Consider the following 18,674-nt stretch of genomic DNA (forward strand, 5'->3'; position numbering starts at 1 on the left):
ATGAAGGGCTAAACGCAGATATGAGAAACACACTATGCATGTAAATATTTAATATAAAGTAACATTTAAACTTACATCGAATTATGAACAAAAAAATCTTATTGCCATTATTCACATTGGCAGCCATTCTGACTCTTTCTTCCTGCTCGGGCAAGTTGAAACCGTTAGCCGGTGAGTACATCAAAGCGGAACCGCAACCGCTGGAAGCTATTGGCGGACAAGTTCCGGTAACTATCAATGCCACTTTCCCAGCTAAATGGTTTAACAAAAATGCAACCGTAACCGTTACGCCGGTATTACGTTATGCCGGTGGCGAAGCATGGGGCGACGCCTTCACGTATCAGGGAGAAAAAGTAAGCGGCAACAATCAGGTGATTCCGCAAAAAGCTGGTGGAAACGTAACCATGCGTACCCAGTTTGCTTACAAACCGGAGATGAAAAAATCTGAACTTTACCTGACATTCGACGCTAAAATCAAAAACAAAACAATCCAATTGCCGGACGTGAAGATCGGTGAAGGCGTGTTGGCTACTTCTGCTTTGGCGGATGCCGGTACGGCTTCTGCAGCGATTGGTGCCGACAAGTTCCAGCGTATCATCAAGGAAGCACACGATGCTAACATCATGTTCCTTATCCAACAGGCTGAATTGCGTTCAAAAGAATTGAACAAACAAGACATTGCCGACTGGAAAAACTTAGTAAAGAATGCCGACGAAGCGCCTAACCAGAATGTAGCTATCGAAATTTCTGCTTACGCATCTCCTGATGGTGGTGTGAAACTGAACACAGGCCTGGCAGAAAGACGTGAAGCTAACACATCAAGATACTTAGACAGGGAATTGAAGAGAGCAAAAGTAGACGTGCCTGTTGACGCTCGTTACACCGCTCAGGACTGGGACGGATTCCAGGAATTGGTTTCTAAATCAAACATTCAGGACAAAGATCTGGTATTGCGTGTTCTTTCTATGTACACTGATGCAGAACGTCGCGAACAGGAAATCAAGAATATCTCTTCTGTATTCAGCGTATTGGCAGACGAAATCCTGCCGCAACTGCGTCGTTCTCGTTTGACTGCTAATATCGAAATCATCGGTAAATCAGACGACGAAATCAGCGCATTGGCGAAGAGCAACCCAAGAGAACTGACTGTAGAAGAAATTCTTTATGCAGCTACGCTGACCAACAACGCAGCTGAAAAAGAAGCAATCTATAAGAAAGCAAGCGAACTGTATGCAAACGACTACCGCACATGGAACAACATCGGTATGATGCGTTTCGCTGCTGGCGACCTGGCTCAGGCAGAACAGATGTTCAACAAAGCAAACTCCGTAAAGAGCAATCCGGAAGCAAACATGAACTTAGGTTTGATCGCGTTGACAAAAGGCGACAAAGCAAAAGCACAACAATTGCTGGGTAGCGCTTCAGGTGTAGCTGAACTGAGCGAAGCCTTAGGTGTTCTTTACCTGGAACAAGGCGAATATGCGAAAGCGGTGAACTCTTTCGGTTCAATCAAGAGCAACAATGCTGCCTTGGCACAGATCATGGTAAAAGATTATAGCAAAGCACAGCAAACGCTGAACGCCGTAGCTACTCCGGACGCCGTTACCGACTACCTGAAAGCAGTGGTTGCTTCACGCACAAACAACTCTGCAGGTGTGGTTAGCAGCCTGAGAGCCGCTATCGCGAAAGATCCTTCTTTGAAGAAAGAAGCTGCTCTTGACCTGGAATTTGCTAAATATGCTGCTGATTCAGCCTTCTCTGGTCTGATCCAATAAGCGGATATATTCTAACGAAATAGAAAAGCCGTCCCTTTCCGGGGCGGCTTTTTTTGTGATCTGCCGGAAGATAATATCTTTGTAAGGCTTTAAACCGAAAATACTATTTATGGAACATCTTGGTAGCTGGATTAACGGAATCAACGACTTTCTCTGGACCTATCTCCTGATTGGGCTGCTTTTGGGTTGTGCGCTTTGGTTTACACTACGCACACGGTTTGTGCAGTTTCGCATGCTGGGCGAGATGGTACGCCTCTTGGCCGACTCGGGAAGCAAAAAAAAGGGCGAGAAGCATATCTCTTCTTTTCAAGCCTTCGCCGTGTCGCTGGCCAGCCGTGTCGGCACCGGTAACCTGGCAGGAGTGGCCACGGCGATTGCCGTGGGCGGCCCCGGGGCGGTATTCTGGATGTGGGTGATCGCCCTGTTTGGAGCTTCCAGTGCCTTTATTGAATCGACGCTGGCGCAACTCTATAAGGTACGGGGCAAGGACTCCTTTGTCGGTGGTCCGGCCTATTATATGCGGTACGGATTGGGCAAACATTGGATGGGCGTCCTCTTTTCTCTATTGATCTGTGTCACCTTTGGCTTTGCCTTCAATTCGGTACAAAGCAATACGATCTGTGCAGCCTGGGCGAATGCTTTTGGGGCAGATCCGACAACGATGGGGATTGTACTGACAATAGCTACGCTATTTATTATCTTTGGAGGCATCCAGCGGATTGCCAAGGTGAGCAGTATCTTGGTGCCCGTGATGGCAGTAGGCTATATTATCCTTGCCTTGGGTGTTGTTCTTTTGCATATCACGGAACTTCCCGCAGTCATCAGGCTGATCATTGATAGCGCCTTTGGCTGGGAACAGCTGGCCGGAGGCGGAATAGGCGCCGCCTTGATGCAAGGAATAAAAAGGGGACTCTTCAGCAACGAGGCAGGCATGGGGTCGGCACCCAATGTCGCCGCCACAGCCGACGTCTCCCATCCCGTCAAGCAGGGGCTGATCCAGGCCTTGGGTGTTTTCACCGATACCTTAGTGATCTGCACCTGTACGGCGTTCATCATCCTCTTTAGTCAGGCTCCGCTGGATGGTTCGCTCAACGGCATCGAATTGACACAGACAGCATTGACCAGCGAAATAGGCAGTAGCGGAAGCATTTTCGTTGCCGTGGCGATCCTTTTGTTTGCCTTCAGCAGTATTATCGGCAACTATTATTATGGAGAGGCGAACATCCGCTTTTTTACCTCCCGGCGTTCCGTCTTGTATATCTACCGGATCTTGGTGGGCGCGATGGTGCTTTTTGGCGCCTTGTCGAGCTTAGAGCTGGCATGGAGCCTGGCCGATGTAACGATGGCACTGATGGCTGCCTGCAACCTGGTGGCTATTCTCCTGTTGGGCAAGCAGGCCTTCCGCCTGTTGGATGACTACCTGATGCAGAAACGCAAGGGAGTGAAAAACCCTGTCTTCCGAAAAGAATCCTTTCCCGATCTGAAAGATAAATTAGATGCCTGGTAGCCGAAGACATTCCGCTTACCTTTTCCCTTCCGCAAAGACCGCCAGGCTTTCATGCCCTTCCGCATCTACGCTTTGAACGGCAAAGAAGTAATTGTCTTTGCTGTAGGGGAGTTTGATGCGGGTGTCGCGAACAAGGATTTTCTTTTGCCATTGCGACTGGTCGGTTTCGCGGATCAATACATAATAGGCATCCGGTTGTTTCCCTTGCGAAGGGGCTTCCCAGCTTATTTCGGAATAATTGGTGAGGCCGGAAGCATCCAGCTTAACGTTCCGGGGAACATCGGGAGCCAGAGCCATGTTCAGGACAGAAGCCAGGTTGACGCCCGTATTCTTCCTGACATATTCAAAGTCGATAGCCCATATCTCATCTCCGTATTTGATTCCGTTCTCTTCCCGCACGTATTGATGAGTACGGTCGTAATTCTCATTGACCTCACATATCCGGACAGCAGAGAATCCTTTCCGGGCAAAGGGAGTATGGTCGCCACCCCGTCCGAAGCGGTCATTGCGGTAGATAAGCTTCACCTGCATATTATCGACATAACGTTCGCCCACCTCTTTGACATAACGCGCCAGCTGACGGGAAGGACTATCGTTTTCGGCCGAATTGTACACACGTGTTTTACGCATTTCTTCCGTTTCGACCACCGGTATATTTTCAGAAAATACACGGATAACGGTGTTGGTCTGCGTATGCGTTTCGCTGGCATCGGAGTTGCCAATCATGTCATTATTCAGTACGGCAATCAGGTTCCAGCCCTCTTTTTCTGCCAGCCCTGCCATGTGTTGCGCTCCGTATAATCCATGTTCTTCACCGGAGAGGAACATACATTTAACGGTAATGGGAACTTCTATCCGGGAAAGAATACGGGTGATCTCCATCAGACAAGCCACCCCGCTGCCGTCGTCATTGGCTCCGGGAGCATACCGGATGGTGTCGTTCTCTTGCCCGTTGCGGTTGTCGTAATGCGCCAACAGCGCAATCACCCGGTTGTCGGTGGCATCATAGCCTTTGATCGTCGCGACAATATTCTGCAAATGAACATCCCTGTCTAAGCGAGTATTCGCTCCTCCAACCGTGTAATCGACCTTCTCAACGCTTAGTCGCCCGTTAGATTGGGGAATATAAGACGAAACCTTCTCAAAAAGAAAATGACCAGCCGCCCCGATTCCCTGGGTGGGATGCGTTGTATTGCTCAGGTTATTGCGGTTATGAAAACCCACCAGCTCCTCTACCAATGTGTACATATTAGCAGATGAGATGGATTCGACTGCATCCGAAATGGTTTTCTCTCTGGGTTGAATGGTCTGCGCGTGCAGGGAAAATCCGGCGCAACAAAGCAATAGGAATAGCCCGACTATCGATACTAATTTCTTCATAACAATTTGATTTAGTGACATACAAACATAGGAAAAAAGATTGTATCCCCTTCAAGTAGGGAAGGCTTTTAAATATTTAATGTACATTTGCGGGCTGTATTTGTTTCACAAACATGAACTACCTGGCTCATATCTTCCTTTCCGGTGCTGACAAGAAAGTGCAGCTTGGAAACTTTTTTGCCGATGCGGTGAAAGGCAGTTCCTATAAAAACTATCCACCGGCTATCACAAACGGCATCCTACTGCACCGGGCCATCGACGATTTTACCGACAACCATCCGGCCGTCAAAGCCATGATCCAGCAGATGCGCCCCCATTTCGGACGCTATTCTGCCGTATTACTCGATATCTATTTCGACTATCTGTTGGCTTCCCGGTTCGATACGTTTTCGGATATCCCCCTGAAACGATTCGCCAGGAGCTTTTATTTCACCCTGATCCGCCACCGCCGTTGGCTTCCGGATCGCTTTAAACGTTTTATGTGGCACTTTATCCTGACCAACCGCCTATATAAATACGCCAGCCGGGAGGGTATCAAAGAGGCCTTAGAGATCATGGTCAGGGTACACCGCATCACGGTTTCTCCTTCAGAAGCAATCGAATACCTTCAGGAACATGAAATGGAACTATGGGATGTGTTCCACCCTTTCTTTACAGAGTTGCAGGAATTTGTCAGCCGCTTCGCGACTACTGATAAATCAAACTAAAGAGTTTCTCTTTGCCAAACACCTCATTGGCTACTTCCAGGATCTCTTCGGCAGTGATCTTCTCGATCTTGGCAAACACCTCTTTCAGCGTATCATAGCGGTTATAATGCAGAAAGCTTTTCCCAAAACCAAGGAATACCCCCTCTTTGTGGTCGCTCGACACGCCCATTTGCCCGATCACCTGCTTTTTGGCAGCGGAGAGCTGCGAACTGGTGAGTTTCACCTGGCAGAGTTTCTCCAACTCTTTATGCACCAAGCGCAGCGACTTCTCCAGGTTTTTGGGATCGGTTCCAAAATAGATATTCGCCAATCCGGTGTCGGTATAGGAGATAATGCTCGACTCCACATTGTAAGCCAGGCCGTTCTTCTCGCGCAAAGAAACATTCAGGCGGCTGTTCATGCCCGGCCCTCCTAATATATTATTCAATAGAAAAAGGGAAAGTCTTTTCTCTTCAAACATATTGAAAGCACGGCTCCCTATCAAGACATGTGCTTGATGGGTATCTTTTGCCACCTTTTTATGGTAGGGAGCGATATAGGGCGGTGCCTCTCGGTTAAGTACCTCTCCCGGCAGAACGATGTCCGACAACGCCTTTTCCACCTCTTTCAGTATCTTCGCAAACGGACGCCTGCCCATCGAAAAGAAGACCATATTGGAAGGCACATAATAACGCGACAGGAAAGAACGGCCTGTTTCCGGGCGGAAAGAGAGTAGCGAAGCCTCGTCGCCCAGGATATGATGTCCCAGGGCATGACCATTGAAGAGCTGATTCTCAAACTCGTCATAGATTAGTTCCGAAGGACTGTCCTCATACGAGTTGATCTCGTCCAGGATAACATCTACCTCTTTTTCGATCTCCTGCGCCGGAAATTGAGAATGAAACACCAGGTCGGACAATAGTTCAAAGGCACGACTGAAATGTTCTTCCATAAAAGCGGAATAAATAAACGTCTCCTCTTTGGTGGTGTAGGCATTCAATTCGCCTCCGACATATTCCATGCGGTTGAGGATATGCCAGGACTTGCGCTTCTCCGTTCCTTTAAACAGCATATGTTCCACGAAATGAGCCAGCCCAAATTCGCCCGGACGCTCGTCGCGTGTCCCGGCGTTGATGGCAAATCCGCAATAGAAAACCGGCGATTCCATCGGCAGATGAACCACCCTGAGACCGTTCGGAAGTTGATGTATGTGATAGTGCATTGGATTTTTTTTAATTGAGGGCGTAAAGATACGATAATTAGTCAGACAAAAGAAAAAAGCCGACCGGTGGCTGTTATCCTAAGAGAAATCCCTACTTTTGTGGCAAAAACGAAGTGTTATGACTAAAGAAGAAATCGCCAAAATACTGGATCAGGAAGCGACAGCCGTGCGCAACATCCCGGTAGTCGAAGGCTATGGAGAAGCGGTAGCCCTTATTCTGGAACATGTGCATGAAAAAGGAGGCACACTGATCACCAGTGGTATGGGGAAAGCCGGCCAAATAGCCATGAACATTGCCACCACATTCAGTTCCACCGGTACTCCCTCTTTCTTTCTTCACCCCAGCGAAGCACAACATGGCGACCTGGGTATCGTACGCCCCAACGACTTGATGCTCGTCCTCTCCAATTCGGGGAAAACACGCGAACTGCTGGAATTGGTAGAACTCGCACGCGGCATTGCCCCGGGCATTAAATTCATTGTTATCACCGGCAACCCCGACAGTCCGTTGGCCGAAAAGGCAACCGTTTGCCTGCCTACCGGCAACCCTGCAGAGGTTTGTATTCTCGGGTTAGCGCCTACGACATCGACCACCGTGATGACGGTGATCGGCGACATCTTAGTGGTCGGAACCATGCGCCGCATTGGTTTCTCTAACCGCGACTACGCCAAACGCCATCATGGCGGCTACCTGGGCTCAAAGAGCCGCGAGCAAAGCGAAAAAGAATAACCCCGCTTACATTATCTTCTATGCGCAAAGTCATTGGGATTGGTGAAACCATCCTCGATATCATCTTTAAAGACGATCAGCCCCACCGAGCCATTCCGGGTGGGACAGTCTTCAATGGATTTGTTTCCCTCGCCCGCATGGGGGTGCCTCTCTGTTTTATCAGCGAACTGGGAAACGATCCGATAGGCGATATCATCCGCCGCTTCATGCAAGAAAACGGCCTTTCCACCGAGTTTATCGACACCTATCCGGATGGGAAAAGCCCCTTGGCGCTGGCTTTCTTAGACGAAGAGCAAAATGCCTCTTATATGGTCTACAAAGACTATCCGGCACAACGCCTGGACGTTGGTTATCCGACGATCCATGAGAACGATATCTTTATCGTCGGTTCCTATTATGCCCTCAACCCGACTGTCCGCGAAAAGGTAGCGGAGTTTCTGCAATATGCCCGGGAAAGGAAAGCCATCATTTATTACGACCCTAACTTCCGCAAACCCCATGCCCACGAAGCGCTCCGAGTGCGTCCGACCCTGATCGAGAACCTGGAGTTTGCCGATATTGTGCGTGGATCAGACGAAGACTTTTTCTGGCTCTACGGGGAAAAAGATATGGAACAGATCTACGAACAACATATCCGCTTCTATTGCGAGCGGTTGATTTGCACACATGGATCCCAAGGCGTGACGATCTTTTCCAAAAACAGCCGACAGCATTTCCCGGCGCCGTGCATCACTCCGGTGAGTACGGTAGGGGCAGGCGACAACTTCAACGCCGGCTTTATCTATGGATTATTGAAATACAATGTCACGCGCGACAACCTCGATCACCTCGACAAAGAGACAGAGGCTAACGTGATGCGCTGCGCCATCGACTTCGCCACCGAAGCCTGCAAAAGCTACGACAACTACATCTCCAGAGAGTTTGCCGAAAGCTATCGGTAAAAAAAGGAGATATCACCGTGCATTTTCGCACCCCCATCACTAAAATGTTAAAATATCGATTGTAAGTAAAACAGCCGTTTTACTTACAATCTCATACGTTAAAAAGTGTTTCTCCCGGGAGTTTGTCTTCAAAGTCCTGCTTTTTTGCGCGTAAAGTAGGGGCAAAATTACAAATCGTAAATTTTGCATTTCGTCGGTAAAGGGCAAATTAACGTTTGTTTACGTTTTTACGAAATGTCTGAATCGTGAGAAGCCTTATTCCATCGGGACAAAGTCGGGGATAAAGGGGGTATCGGCATCCCCATGCACATTGTCGATCACAAACGGGATGGAGTTTTGGGAAGCATACATATAGGAATTTTTTCCGCAATAGTAGCGGATAAAAACATTATTCTGCTCGGCCGCGTCTCCTTTTATCAATAGGAAGTAGAGGTTTTTCCCATCATACTTTTTCACGGTGGCCACTCCCCGGCATTCCTCCCCGATGAAAGCGCCAATAAGATCCGTATCGCCCTCGTTCTTTGCCAGGTGATCGGGCAGCGACATCACGATAATCATACTCGCGGAGTAGGTACCCGGAAGACCGGACAGCTCCCAGTTCGGACGTGGATAGGTGGGATAATCGTCTTTGCTGCCGCAATTCCAGTTGAAAATCCCTAAAAATAGGACTGCTATAATAAGTTTCAGGTGTCTCATAACCAATATGTTTTATTATTTTTTAATCACTTTATAGGTGGCCGGCTGATTGTTGATCGTTATCCTTACGATGAACATGCCGCTGACCTGATTGTCGGCAAGCCATACGAGATGGTGTTCGCCCGGTGAAAACGCCTGTTTTGGCCAGGCATGCACCTTCTGTCCGGTCAGATTATAGATCGCCATTTCCACATCCGATGGTTCGTCTATTCGCAATACGATGTTCAGCTGATCTTCAAACGGATTCGGATAGAGCGTTGCCTGCTGGTCGGTCGCGAAGCTCAAAGCCAGCGGTTCCCGGATCGTCCCTATACTTCTGTCCTTGCCGTAGTCGAACAGTGGACTATAGGTGCGGGCGATAACTTTGCCGTTGCGCTCGAGGGCGAAGAAGATAGGACTGCTTTCATCGCCCGGAATCGTCAGGAAGAACAGATCGTCGTCCAATACCGCAGAGCGGGAACGGTCGTTGCCATCGATGAACGCTACCAGTTTGTCGCCAGGCATTGCCTCGGCACCCCCTACAATACGGGCTACGACAGTCATATTATCGGCATAGCGGTATTCCTCGTCCGTAGCCGAACGCAATTGGCTGAGCGAACCGGCATTGCGCGGATAGCGGAACGAATGGTCGGAACTGTGTTCCCGGTAAAGCATATATCCTTTTCCGGATTCCATATACGACAGGCTACCGATCCAACCGATATTGCCGGCATACATGGCAAAGCTGTTCTGCGATTTGACAATATCGTTCTCCCGCGCGTCATAATCCGCCAGGGCTTCGTTGACCGACATATTCACCGTAGGCAGGTAGCTGATGTAATTCCAGCGATTTCCCCGGATAGTGATCGGAGTCTTCGTCACGTCGACAGGCGAGCCGAGCAGGGAAATTGTCCGCGTTTTCTCTGTTTTAAGATTATACATGGTCATGTTGGTGAACCCGCCATTATCGGATATATCGCCGATCCATCCTTCGTTTTGCGTGAATATATCGAAGCCAATCTCTTCCTGTTTCACCAGGTCGGACGAGGTCCAGCCTTTGCGTGTCAATAGGTTATTCACGTTGGCCATCGATTCGCTCTGTACGTTGAATGAGATCCAGTTCCAGCCCCTGTTGAGCGTTATATTCTGGTAGAGCATATTCTCTCCATCAATGATCACCGGAGTGCGTGGTGAGCCGTATATCTTATCGTTTCTGAAGGCGATCGGTGTATCCGGCACACCGAGGTAGATCTGCCCGGTGCTTGCATCCCACATACGGAATTCAACAGCTTCGTGTTGCACCTCGTTGGAATAGATGCTGATAAAGGCATACCACATATCCAGTTCATCTAAGTAGACCGAGTTGGCCACCCCGACACATTCCCCGTCGATAAAGGCCGCCAGCATGTCGTCTTTGTCGGAAGAGAAGATGTTGTTGAAACGCATCTTGCCATAGAGAGCCATATTATACTTGAAGTCGGCCGGGTCAACGCTCCAGTCGGGTTTCTCGCCCATCACACGGATGGTCACCGGAAGCGGAGTGGTTACATTGTTTTCGCTACGCAGGTAGATCACTTCATCGTAGGTTCCGACGTTCAGTCCCTGAGCAATTGTGAAGGTGATGGGCTGTTCGGTTTTCGGATCGATCGTTCCTTCGGATGGTTTCGCTTTCATCCAGGTCGGTAGATTCTCGATCGTATAGCGCTCGACCGAACCGCTTGAGTTGGCAATCCGTGCGGTGAATTCCAATGGTTCGAACTCGTTTATGACAAACACCAGTTCTTTTTCCGTCCAATGGAGCTGGCTGCGGTTGACAAAGACCGTCCAACTGATGGGCGAATTCATTTTATTCCCGTTCAGGTCGCGTATGGCAAGATTATCGAGGCTGAAGGTGAGCGTTGTTCTCTCAAAGTCTTCCCAACGGGTGGTTGCCGGATTCGGATACAGAATAAGCGCGTCTTTGTTGACAACGGTCAGGAAGTCCAGTTTGAGCTCATTGCGCAAAGGCTTGATAGGTGCGGACTCAATGGAAGAGACATTGCCGGTAGCCTGAGCTTCGCCGGCGGATGAATTCACTTTTCTGTCTTCTAATGTGAAATGATTCTCATAGCCGACCTGCCCTAATACCAGTTTCTCAAAAGGATAATAGGCCAGGAGCCCGATCTCGGTTCCATCCATCATGACATTGTTGTTGTAGTCTACCAGTTTCTCATCTTTATAGAGCGACCACAAACGGAACTCATCGATCTGTCCTTTGAAGTGCATATCGACCACTTCGCCGCCGATCGACCGGTAGCGCCGCGCGCCAAGCACCATGGAGGCATCGTCGATGCTACCCAGCTCAGTTGCATCAAAGTAGGTAGCCAATACCCCGTCGATATAGATCTGCGCCCTGCCGGCTATACGTTTCACGGAAACAGCCAGGTGATGCCAGTTGTTGTCGAGCAGGTTCTTATTGTTCACGGTGAATGGTCTCCGCTTATTCTTAAAGGTAAGCACTCCGTTTTCAAAGCCTAAGAAGAATAGCCTGTCGGATGGCTGCAGATTATTCGGATCATCGTCCCAATCACCCGAATCTCCTCTTCCGTTGGAAACAAGAGCAGCGTTCTGCTGACCCGGTTCGCCTTTGAACCAGAATTCGATCGTATAATCCATTTCCGGCGTGATGATAGCAGCGCCTGTATTGATCGTCACATAGTTGGTGCCATCGAGGGCAATCGATTTGCCTGCCGGTGTATTCCAAGCGGCTTCTACAAAGGCGTTCGCTCCTCTGACCTTTTCCAATGCCAATTTGCCTTTTCCTTCATCCATCGGGTAATAAGCGAGCAAGCCGCTTTCCGCACCGGAGAAGCTGATGTGGGCATTGGTCTGCAGACGCGTATCATTGAATACGCGATCCCATATACGCAATTCGTGCATCTTGCCTTTGAAATAGTTGCCGCCCTGTTTCATGCTGCGCCCGACTTCAAATATGCCCATGCCAGCATAGGCTTCCGAAGCCTGCGTGTTGATCACATTTGTCCAGTTGTGATACACGTCTAAATTGCCGGTAGCTGCCTGATAGGTGACAGCGATATGTTCCCACATACCCGTCTCTTTTTTCAGGTCGGACTGGCTGAGGTATGTCTGATTGCCTATCCGTACCTCCAGCTTTTCGGAAGCGAGCAGGCTGATCTCGAATGAATTATTCTGGTCTCCATGACTGAAGAGGGTACCGTTTTGCGTGCCGTCGCGGTATATCCACATCTCAATGGTAAGGTCTTTCCCGGTCAGGTTGCGAGTCGCCTCCGTATAGAGGTAATCGTTTATGCCATCGAACTCAATGGATACATCGTGTCCAAGGGTGGTACCGCTTTGAATGCCTTTCACACTATAGTTGGTTGGGTTGATATATCCTTCAATAATCTCTTCGTTGAATGTCAGTTTCACTTCATCATTCGGATCCAATACCCCGTCGGCAGGCTGTATGCTGCCAAACAAGCTCGGACGGCGGGTGTCTTTGATGCCGCTGTGAATAGCCGACACCGTCGGTATGTATTGATTGCCTCGGCGGCATACGCTTACCGCCGCAAGATCATATCGTTGATCTACCAATCCGTCCACCACAAACTTTCCACTGATACTTCCTCCCGAGAAAACGTACTTCTCTGAGTTTGAGCCTGAACTCACAGCTTCTTTGTAAGAAGCACTGTCGGGGAAGAACTCCATCACCGTAGTCCATTCTTTATCGCTCTCAGAAGAGAGTTTATACTGGAACTCTATATGATGGAAGTTCTCAAAGTTCACGTCATACTGGTCAATCGTAATCGGCAGGTAGTATCTATCCGTTCCATCGATAGTTTCCGTCGGAGATTCCGTATTGACCACCCAGTTATTCCGGGGAGAATTGATCTCTACATAGGAACAGGAGGTTACGAAGTGAACCGAGAAAGTAGCTCGGTCGTTGTTCTTACTGTCGCATTGCGATTCCCATGACAAAACAAGGTTTTCATACTCATTTACGGCGCCTTTCCCTACTTCAAGCGTTTTTGTCAGCGTCTCTCGCGATTTGACAAAGAATGCCCGTCCGTTACCCAACGGGGTTCCGTCGATAAACAGCTGCGCTCCGTGCGGATTGCTTTCCTCGACTAATCTCAACACATACCATCCGTCATTTTCCGTTTCCGATTCATTTTTCAGTTCCAGGGTAAACACAGCCTTGCGTGTTTCCGGTACATCCGTAATAAGGGAAACGGGCATAGACATTTTCGGAACTTCAATACGGGCGGTCGACTGCCCGATAGCGGTACCCGGTTCGTGGTATTTTGTTATATATTGCGGTTCATAAGGGCATGAAGTGGCTCCTCCCTTAAGGGCAAAGACATATCCGCCAATAGATGAGGCTAATTTCTCCTGTACAAATTCTTCTTTTATCTTATCCGCATCGCTGCCACTCCCATACGATGATCGGTAGCGCTCTTCCCATATTGCTTCCAGTTCTTTCCGATTATTTACTTCGGCTACATCTACACTGATGTAATCGCTGCTTTCGCTTTCCGCCAAAACAAATCCCGTTTTAGTGCTATTTGCCTCCGCAGTCTCATCTCCAAATGTTTGTGCTACGTTTGCTGCTATATCGATCTTGGCAACATATCCGCTTCCTCCAAATTGGAAACCCGTAGCAAAAGCCATCTCTGTTCCCAGCGTGATGCTATAAGAATAGGTATTCTTGTCTACATATTCAAAGACTTTGTTGAATTCAAGCTGCGATCCGGCATGTATCGAATAGTTCGTTACATTCTTGCTCTTTTTAAGCGCTTCTATTTTATCTTTTTCATTGTCAGCCATCGCTTTCTTCCATAAACGAATACTTTCATTGTACATCTTTACGGAATCAATCCCGTTATCGCGGTCGTGTGAGAGGAATAAGTAATATGCATCTTCCCCATAGTTTTCATGATCAGAATTAACCAGCGAATGATAGACTTGCACACGGTTTGCTATGGCGTATTGTGCCGCTTCAGTAGCATTGCTAAAATCATTCCTCAAAAGCGATCTTTTTACACGTTCCAACTCTGGAATCATCACCTCTTCCAAAAAAACTTGCGGATAGATGAAATTGGTCGCATAAGTTTGTCCGAGTGCAACTCCTTTAGTGTTTACCAAGCGGTATTTATTGTCGTTACTACTCATGAGTAGTGTATATTCTGCACTATATTTCTGATAAATAGAATCAGGGACAATCGTAATATTTTCAGACGATCCGTAATTGATATTGACTGATTTACCAATATAAAGGTCACCATCCGCTCCGACAAAGTCGGATTCTGCGCTTGTTTGGATAAGGGTGGTGTAGGTGGTAGTCTCCGTTGTACTAAAGTCTCCTTCAAAGGTGAAATTCTCATAACCAGAGATGGTGTTCTCTAAGATGACTTCTGTGCTAACAGCCCCTCCTCCACCGACACCTGTCCACGTAATTGTCTTAACACCCAGGTTCTTGTACCCTCCGATTTGTATTTGCTCCTCTGCATGTGTTTTATAGGAGGTAGTCTTAGCTGTGGTATATCCTTTTTCCAGATATGCATAGCTATTTGATCCCGGTGGATCACGCAATACAAAATCAATAATATCCGGTCCCTTTGTAACAAAACGTGTTCCATTGGCCACACCTCCAATAATAATCGCACTTATTCCTTTTCCATCCTCCCAGGGGATCTCTTTACTGCCGATAGAAACGGAAGCCTGCAAGGTTTTAATGCCGGATCCCAAATCCGGATTTCCGGCCATAAAAGAGTAGTAAGCTATCCCTGTAGAGTCAATTTTCACCTGATTCGCCGCTTCTGTAGGGGCGCCTTTTTCTGTAAGGTTATTAGTGAATTTCAGTATCCCATCCTGGGAAGGAACCCTGTCTTCCCTTTGTTTTACTTCATTTATATTATAATAATCATACTGCTCAAAAACACTTGCCTGCAGATGATAGGTGACTGCTTTTACATATACAGGAAATCCGAATAGATACCCCTCATCATACACCGCCACATCCTGATAGCTATTGCCTTCCATATTTACCTGAATCCTGCTTTCTCCAAAGTGATCCAGTGCCTGTTTGTGTTTGGTCTCAATAATCTCAATAATCGGATCGACCCGTTTGATGATCTGATGCGCGTAATTGTATCGGACGGTATCGGGTGTAAGCTCTAAGCTGTCCGCATACTCCCGTAGCGAATATTCCTCAAAAAACGCATTTGTTAAATCCATTTCTATGGCATTTTCATGGAGACTTCCGTGTCCTGTCACGCTGGTGTTTCGTATAGAGAACTTCTCCGGTATCAGGTCAACCATAAATTCTCCCGTCTCCTTATCCGGATTTATTGTTATCATGCTTGCTCCAAAAGAGACTTCTGTCTTCTTCGGTTCCTTGCCTGCTTCTTGATCCAGTTTCCCGACGGGATGTGTATTGACTATTGTAGAGTCTTTTCCAAGTACAAGCCGTTTCTGGTCGTTTATATATTTCATTTCTATCTTGATGACCTCTCCCAGATTATTGGTCGACAGGGAGTGCCCTAACGGATAGGCTTCCTGTACAGGGCCGCCGGCTACCCGACCGACCACTCTGACCCGGGTCGAGTCATAAATAGCCTCTTGCAAGATAATATCTCTGTCGTAAAGCACATCCGTTCCGTCGATATTGGTGATCTTTCCCTCTTTTTCAAAGACATGGTTTGTTTTCACGGCTTTTACTTCGTGTTCACCCGCCGGCACCCGGATATTGAAGTATCCGTCACTCTTCGACTTCAGGAGATTACCTTTGCCATCATTGGCCGGGTTGCCATCGATATAGAACATCACATCCTGTACAGGGATATCCGTATTGCTGTAATAAACATAACCGGAAACAGAGAAAGAGTACGTATCCTCAAAGTGGACATTAAAACTGTTCTGGTCCGAAGATATTTTGCGTGTCTCGTAAGTTGGCTTAAAGGTATGCGTCTTCAGCCGCGGTGTGATGGTGTACGTGGTACCGTTTCCGGTGTACGGAATTCCGTTTACCATATAGCTCCCCTGTTCATTGGTAACCCCTTTCAACGCCAGTTGCGCCGAGGTGGGGATCCTTTCCGAGTGCCTGGCTCCGTAAATAACACCATGATTGGCATGATAGCTATCCCCGTCATGGAAAGAGATATCGTAGAAAGCGTCTGTAATGGCCTCGTCAAACCGGTAATAAGCCAGCAACCCTCTTTCATCTCCTTCCAACAGGCGGGTATAATCCCTGGCTATCTGTGCGGAGTCGAGCGCCACTTTCCACATTCTCACCTCTTCTATATTCCCCTTGAAGCGTCTCCCTTTGTTTTTGTCGGCCAGCAGATAGAAATCGGGTGGAATCGTATTGGGTATAGCCACATCGGTTACGGTGGCCAACAGCGAGTCTTTTTCAAACAACAGTACCCTTCCGCTGTTGTGTACGAAAGTAAAATGGGTAAAGATATCTGTCTTTTCGCTGAAATCGAATGCGTGGCTCAGGGTGTTATCTCCCACCTTAAAGAAAAGCTCACCCGCCTCGTTAAAACCAATGGTATATCGTTCCCCATTATCAAACAGGATTTGATTTTTGGGTTCCGCATCATCCGGACGGATCCATGCCTGGAAACTAAAGTCTGTGTTGAAAATGGAGTTATTCATGCGCGGCACATGTAAATAACTCCCCTCCCTTCCGTCGGAATAGATACTGGTACCCAGGCTCAGATACTCCGAGGTGAGCAGGATGTCGACACCCGGAACCGCCTGCCCGTTCTCAAAACTCACCTGTCCATAGATCGAACCTGTCGGGCTTCTGAACCCGATACTGACCAAGGTATCTTTGGAGGTGTAGATATTACCGCTACAGTTGGTGATTCCGTAGACCTTGTAGTTGTAATAGACCCCGGCAGACCCCGTTTTGTCTTCATATAAATAGAGTCCATCGGCTACATCTCCAATCTTCGCATCGAGTTGTACCTCTTCTCCACCGCCATAACGGACACGCTTAATCACATAATTATCAAAGACACCCTCTGCCTTCCATTGTAATGTTACCCGGTCGGGGAAATATCCCTTGGAGACAACGAGATCGGATATGGTTCCCACTTCGTATGGTGTCACCGTTTCTGTGCGGATGGGTATTTCTTGTGCGTAAGAGCTGTTACCCGGAGCAATAAATACATCATAGGAATAATCATTACACATTTGCACCATTTCATCGAGGTATTCCCCTTTCAAAAATTGCCTTTGGGTCAATTCTATATCCGTCGTGCCTGAGCGTGTCATTTTTCGTAAGATCAGTTTGGATCCTTTCGACCAGATACCGGGCTCCTCCTTCCATGTGACAAGGATTGATTTTCCATCGTCGCCCAAAGTTGCTGCGGCTGATACAATAGAGGTATGATTCGTGGCAAGAGTCAACGTCCGTTCTTGCGCATACCTCCACTGCCAGATATCCGCTGTATGCGTTCGTCGGATCCGATAATAATATTCCCCCGTCTGAGGAAATTGCCCAATGGTATCCTGTAGGCTGTACTTATCTACCGTTTCATTAAAATCAATTAGGCCTACCTGTGTGGAGGACTCAAAAGATTCATCTTCGGCTCTTTCTATCTCAAACTGGTCACCTTTGATATAGTCTCGCCCTGCGCTTACTGGGGTTGACGCTAAAGACCAGCTCACATTCACTATACTCTTTTCGCGATCATATTCTAACGTAAATTCTTCCGGATGATGATAAATCTGAGCAGGTATCTTAAAAGACTCCCAATAAGAGCCATCAGGGGCAGGCGCCCAGGCATATGGCTCACTGGGACGGAATGAGACAGAAAAAATCTGATCTGCCACGGTATCACACGGGATATAGAAGGGATTTCCATTTCCCATAGGTGTCTCGTTCGCATAGTTTACTAAAAAAGAAGTATTTCCAACAATAGGATTTTGCGGGTAGTTATATACCACTTTCGTATACCCCGGCCTCTCTGGGTCAAGAGTACATTCAAACGTCGGTGTAGGAATCGTGGGGAAGGTAAGATTCCCTAAAGGATAAGTTCTTGTCTCTTTGGAATCGCTTGTTTTCATAGTTACATATATTCCACACACATCATTCATCCGGTTTCTGGAGTAGTACCAACGGATAACACCAAAAGTGATCTGGCGAGGACCGTTACCTGTTATCGAAGCCTCATAGTTATATATTCTACCCTCTGTATTTGGATTTAAAGGGTATGCATAACGCCCAGTAACATCCATCGCATAGACTTTTTCATAATCATCATGCCCCTGGGGATACCACCACCGTTGCCCCCCCTTACCATCCACTTCATGATCTTTGTCTTCAGCATACATGGTACAAATTGGATAATTCCCTGCTGCTTTGCTACTGGTGAAGTAGAGTGTTCCGGATTCAAGGCGATGGTCAGGTGTATTCCCTTTATTGTGATAATAGGGAATAAATATATCGATAAAACCTTTTCCCATATCGTGATGACTAATCCATGGTTTCAGATCACTTAAATTGCAATTTTCATTCCAAAATGTGCCATGCACCACATTATAGGGGACATAAAAGGAAGTCTGCGCCTTCACCGCCTGTCCCGTTAGCAGTAGCAGTAAGATGAGGCATACTGTTTTTGCCGCGTTGCGGCTCTTTCTTTTTTCCTCTTTGAGAAAATGGCGGATGGCTGAAGAAAGCCATGCCCCCTTTGTTTTTTTGAGGTTTGGGTAGAGTGTTTTCATACGATTACTTTATTTATGGTTAT

The 18,674-nt window shown here is 47.7% G+C and carries 9 protein-coding genes; 5 read left to right on the forward strand and 4 right to left on the reverse strand.

Annotation, left to right across the window (positions count from 1 at the left end):
* Positions 1 to 83 precede the first annotated feature (83 nt).
* Entirely contained in the window at positions 84 to 1,775 is a 1,692-nt protein-coding gene (locus M2137_RS00985; RefSeq protein WP_280764591.1) for a hypothetical protein, read from the forward strand.
* Between the two features lie 109 nt (positions 1,776 to 1,884).
* The gene (locus tag M2137_RS00990) at positions 1,885 to 3,282 is read left to right on the forward strand and encodes an alanine/glycine:cation symporter family protein (protein ID WP_280764592.1); all 1,398 of its coding nucleotides are present in this window, start codon (positions 1,885 to 1,887) and stop codon (positions 3,280 to 3,282) included.
* Positions 3,283 to 3,297: 15 nt separating this feature from the next.
* On the opposite strand, the gene M2137_RS00995 is transcribed toward M2137_RS00990, so the two are convergent.
* Positions 3,298 to 4,662 carry a M28 family metallopeptidase gene (locus tag M2137_RS00995; RefSeq protein ID WP_280764593.1) on the reverse strand — a complete coding sequence of 455 codons (1,365 nt, stop codon included), beginning with the start codon at positions 4,660 to 4,662 and terminating at the stop codon, positions 3,298 to 3,300.
* Positions 4,663 to 4,775: 113 nt separating this feature from the next.
* Between M2137_RS00995 and M2137_RS01000 the strand changes: the two genes are divergently transcribed.
* Complete coding sequence (locus M2137_RS01000) at positions 4,776 to 5,369, forward strand: ACP phosphodiesterase (protein ID WP_280764594.1); 594 nt, start codon at positions 4,776 to 4,778, stop codon at positions 5,367 to 5,369.
* Here M2137_RS01000 and M2137_RS01005 read toward each other — a convergent pair.
* Positions 5,350 to 6,570: a pitrilysin family protein gene (locus M2137_RS01005; protein WP_280764595.1), complete on the reverse strand. Its 1,221-nt coding sequence runs from the start codon at positions 6,568 to 6,570 to the stop codon at positions 5,350 to 5,352. The genes M2137_RS01000 and M2137_RS01005 overlap by 20 nt on opposite strands.
* A gap of 118 nt (positions 6,571 to 6,688) precedes the next feature.
* Between M2137_RS01005 and M2137_RS01010 the strand changes: the two genes are divergently transcribed.
* Positions 6,689 to 7,300, forward strand: coding sequence for an SIS domain-containing protein (locus tag M2137_RS01010; RefSeq protein ID WP_280764596.1), 612 nt, complete (start codon positions 6,689 to 6,691; stop codon positions 7,298 to 7,300).
* Positions 7,301 to 7,320: 20 nt separating this feature from the next.
* Positions 7,321 to 8,241: a carbohydrate kinase gene (locus M2137_RS01015; RefSeq protein ID WP_280764597.1), complete on the forward strand. Its 921-nt coding sequence runs from the start codon at positions 7,321 to 7,323 to the stop codon at positions 8,239 to 8,241.
* A gap of 255 nt (positions 8,242 to 8,496) precedes the next feature.
* On the opposite strand, the gene M2137_RS01020 is transcribed toward M2137_RS01015, so the two are convergent.
* On the reverse strand, positions 8,497 to 8,937 hold the full coding sequence (locus tag M2137_RS01020) for a hypothetical protein (protein WP_280764598.1): 441 nt from the start codon (positions 8,935 to 8,937) through the stop codon (positions 8,497 to 8,499).
* A 15-nt stretch (positions 8,938 to 8,952) separates the two neighbouring features.
* A complete protein-coding gene (locus tag M2137_RS01025; RefSeq protein WP_280764599.1) occupies positions 8,953 to 18,651 on the reverse strand; it encodes a LamG-like jellyroll fold domain-containing protein in 9,699 nt (3,232 codons plus the stop codon).
* Positions 18,652 to 18,674 lie beyond the last annotated feature (23 nt).

The organism is Parabacteroides sp. PFB2-10, from assembly GCF_029893085.1.
In the GTDB taxonomy this organism is placed as follows: Bacteria; Bacteroidota; Bacteroidia; order Bacteroidales; family Tannerellaceae; genus QVMG01.

What these genes read in the sequence shown, in the direction of transcription:
- M2137_RS01000 (WP_280764594.1), top strand. Translation starts at nt 4,776, where the DNA reads ATGAACTACCTGGCTCATATCTTCCTTTCCGGTGCTGACAAGAAAGTG.
- M2137_RS00995 (WP_280764593.1), bottom strand. Translation starts at nt 4,662, where the DNA reads ATGAAGAAATTAGTATCGATAGTCGGGCTATTCCTATTGCTTTGTTGC.
- M2137_RS01025 (WP_280764599.1), bottom strand. Translation starts at nt 18,651, where the DNA reads ATGAAAACACTCTACCCAAACCTCAAAAAAACAAAGGGGGCATGGCTT.
- M2137_RS00990 (WP_280764592.1), top strand. Translation starts at nt 1,885, where the DNA reads ATGGAACATCTTGGTAGCTGGATTAACGGAATCAACGACTTTCTCTGG.
- M2137_RS01020 (WP_280764598.1), bottom strand. Translation starts at nt 8,937, where the DNA reads ATGAGACACCTGAAACTTATTATAGCAGTCCTATTTTTAGGGATTTTC.
- M2137_RS01015 (WP_280764597.1), top strand. Translation starts at nt 7,321, where the DNA reads ATGCGCAAAGTCATTGGGATTGGTGAAACCATCCTCGATATCATCTTT.
- M2137_RS01005 (WP_280764595.1), bottom strand. Translation starts at nt 6,570, where the DNA reads ATGCACTATCACATACATCAACTTCCGAACGGTCTCAGGGTGGTTCAT.
- M2137_RS01010 (WP_280764596.1), top strand. Translation starts at nt 6,689, where the DNA reads ATGACTAAAGAAGAAATCGCCAAAATACTGGATCAGGAAGCGACAGCC.
- M2137_RS00985 (WP_280764591.1), top strand. Translation starts at nt 84, where the DNA reads ATGAACAAAAAAATCTTATTGCCATTATTCACATTGGCAGCCATTCTG.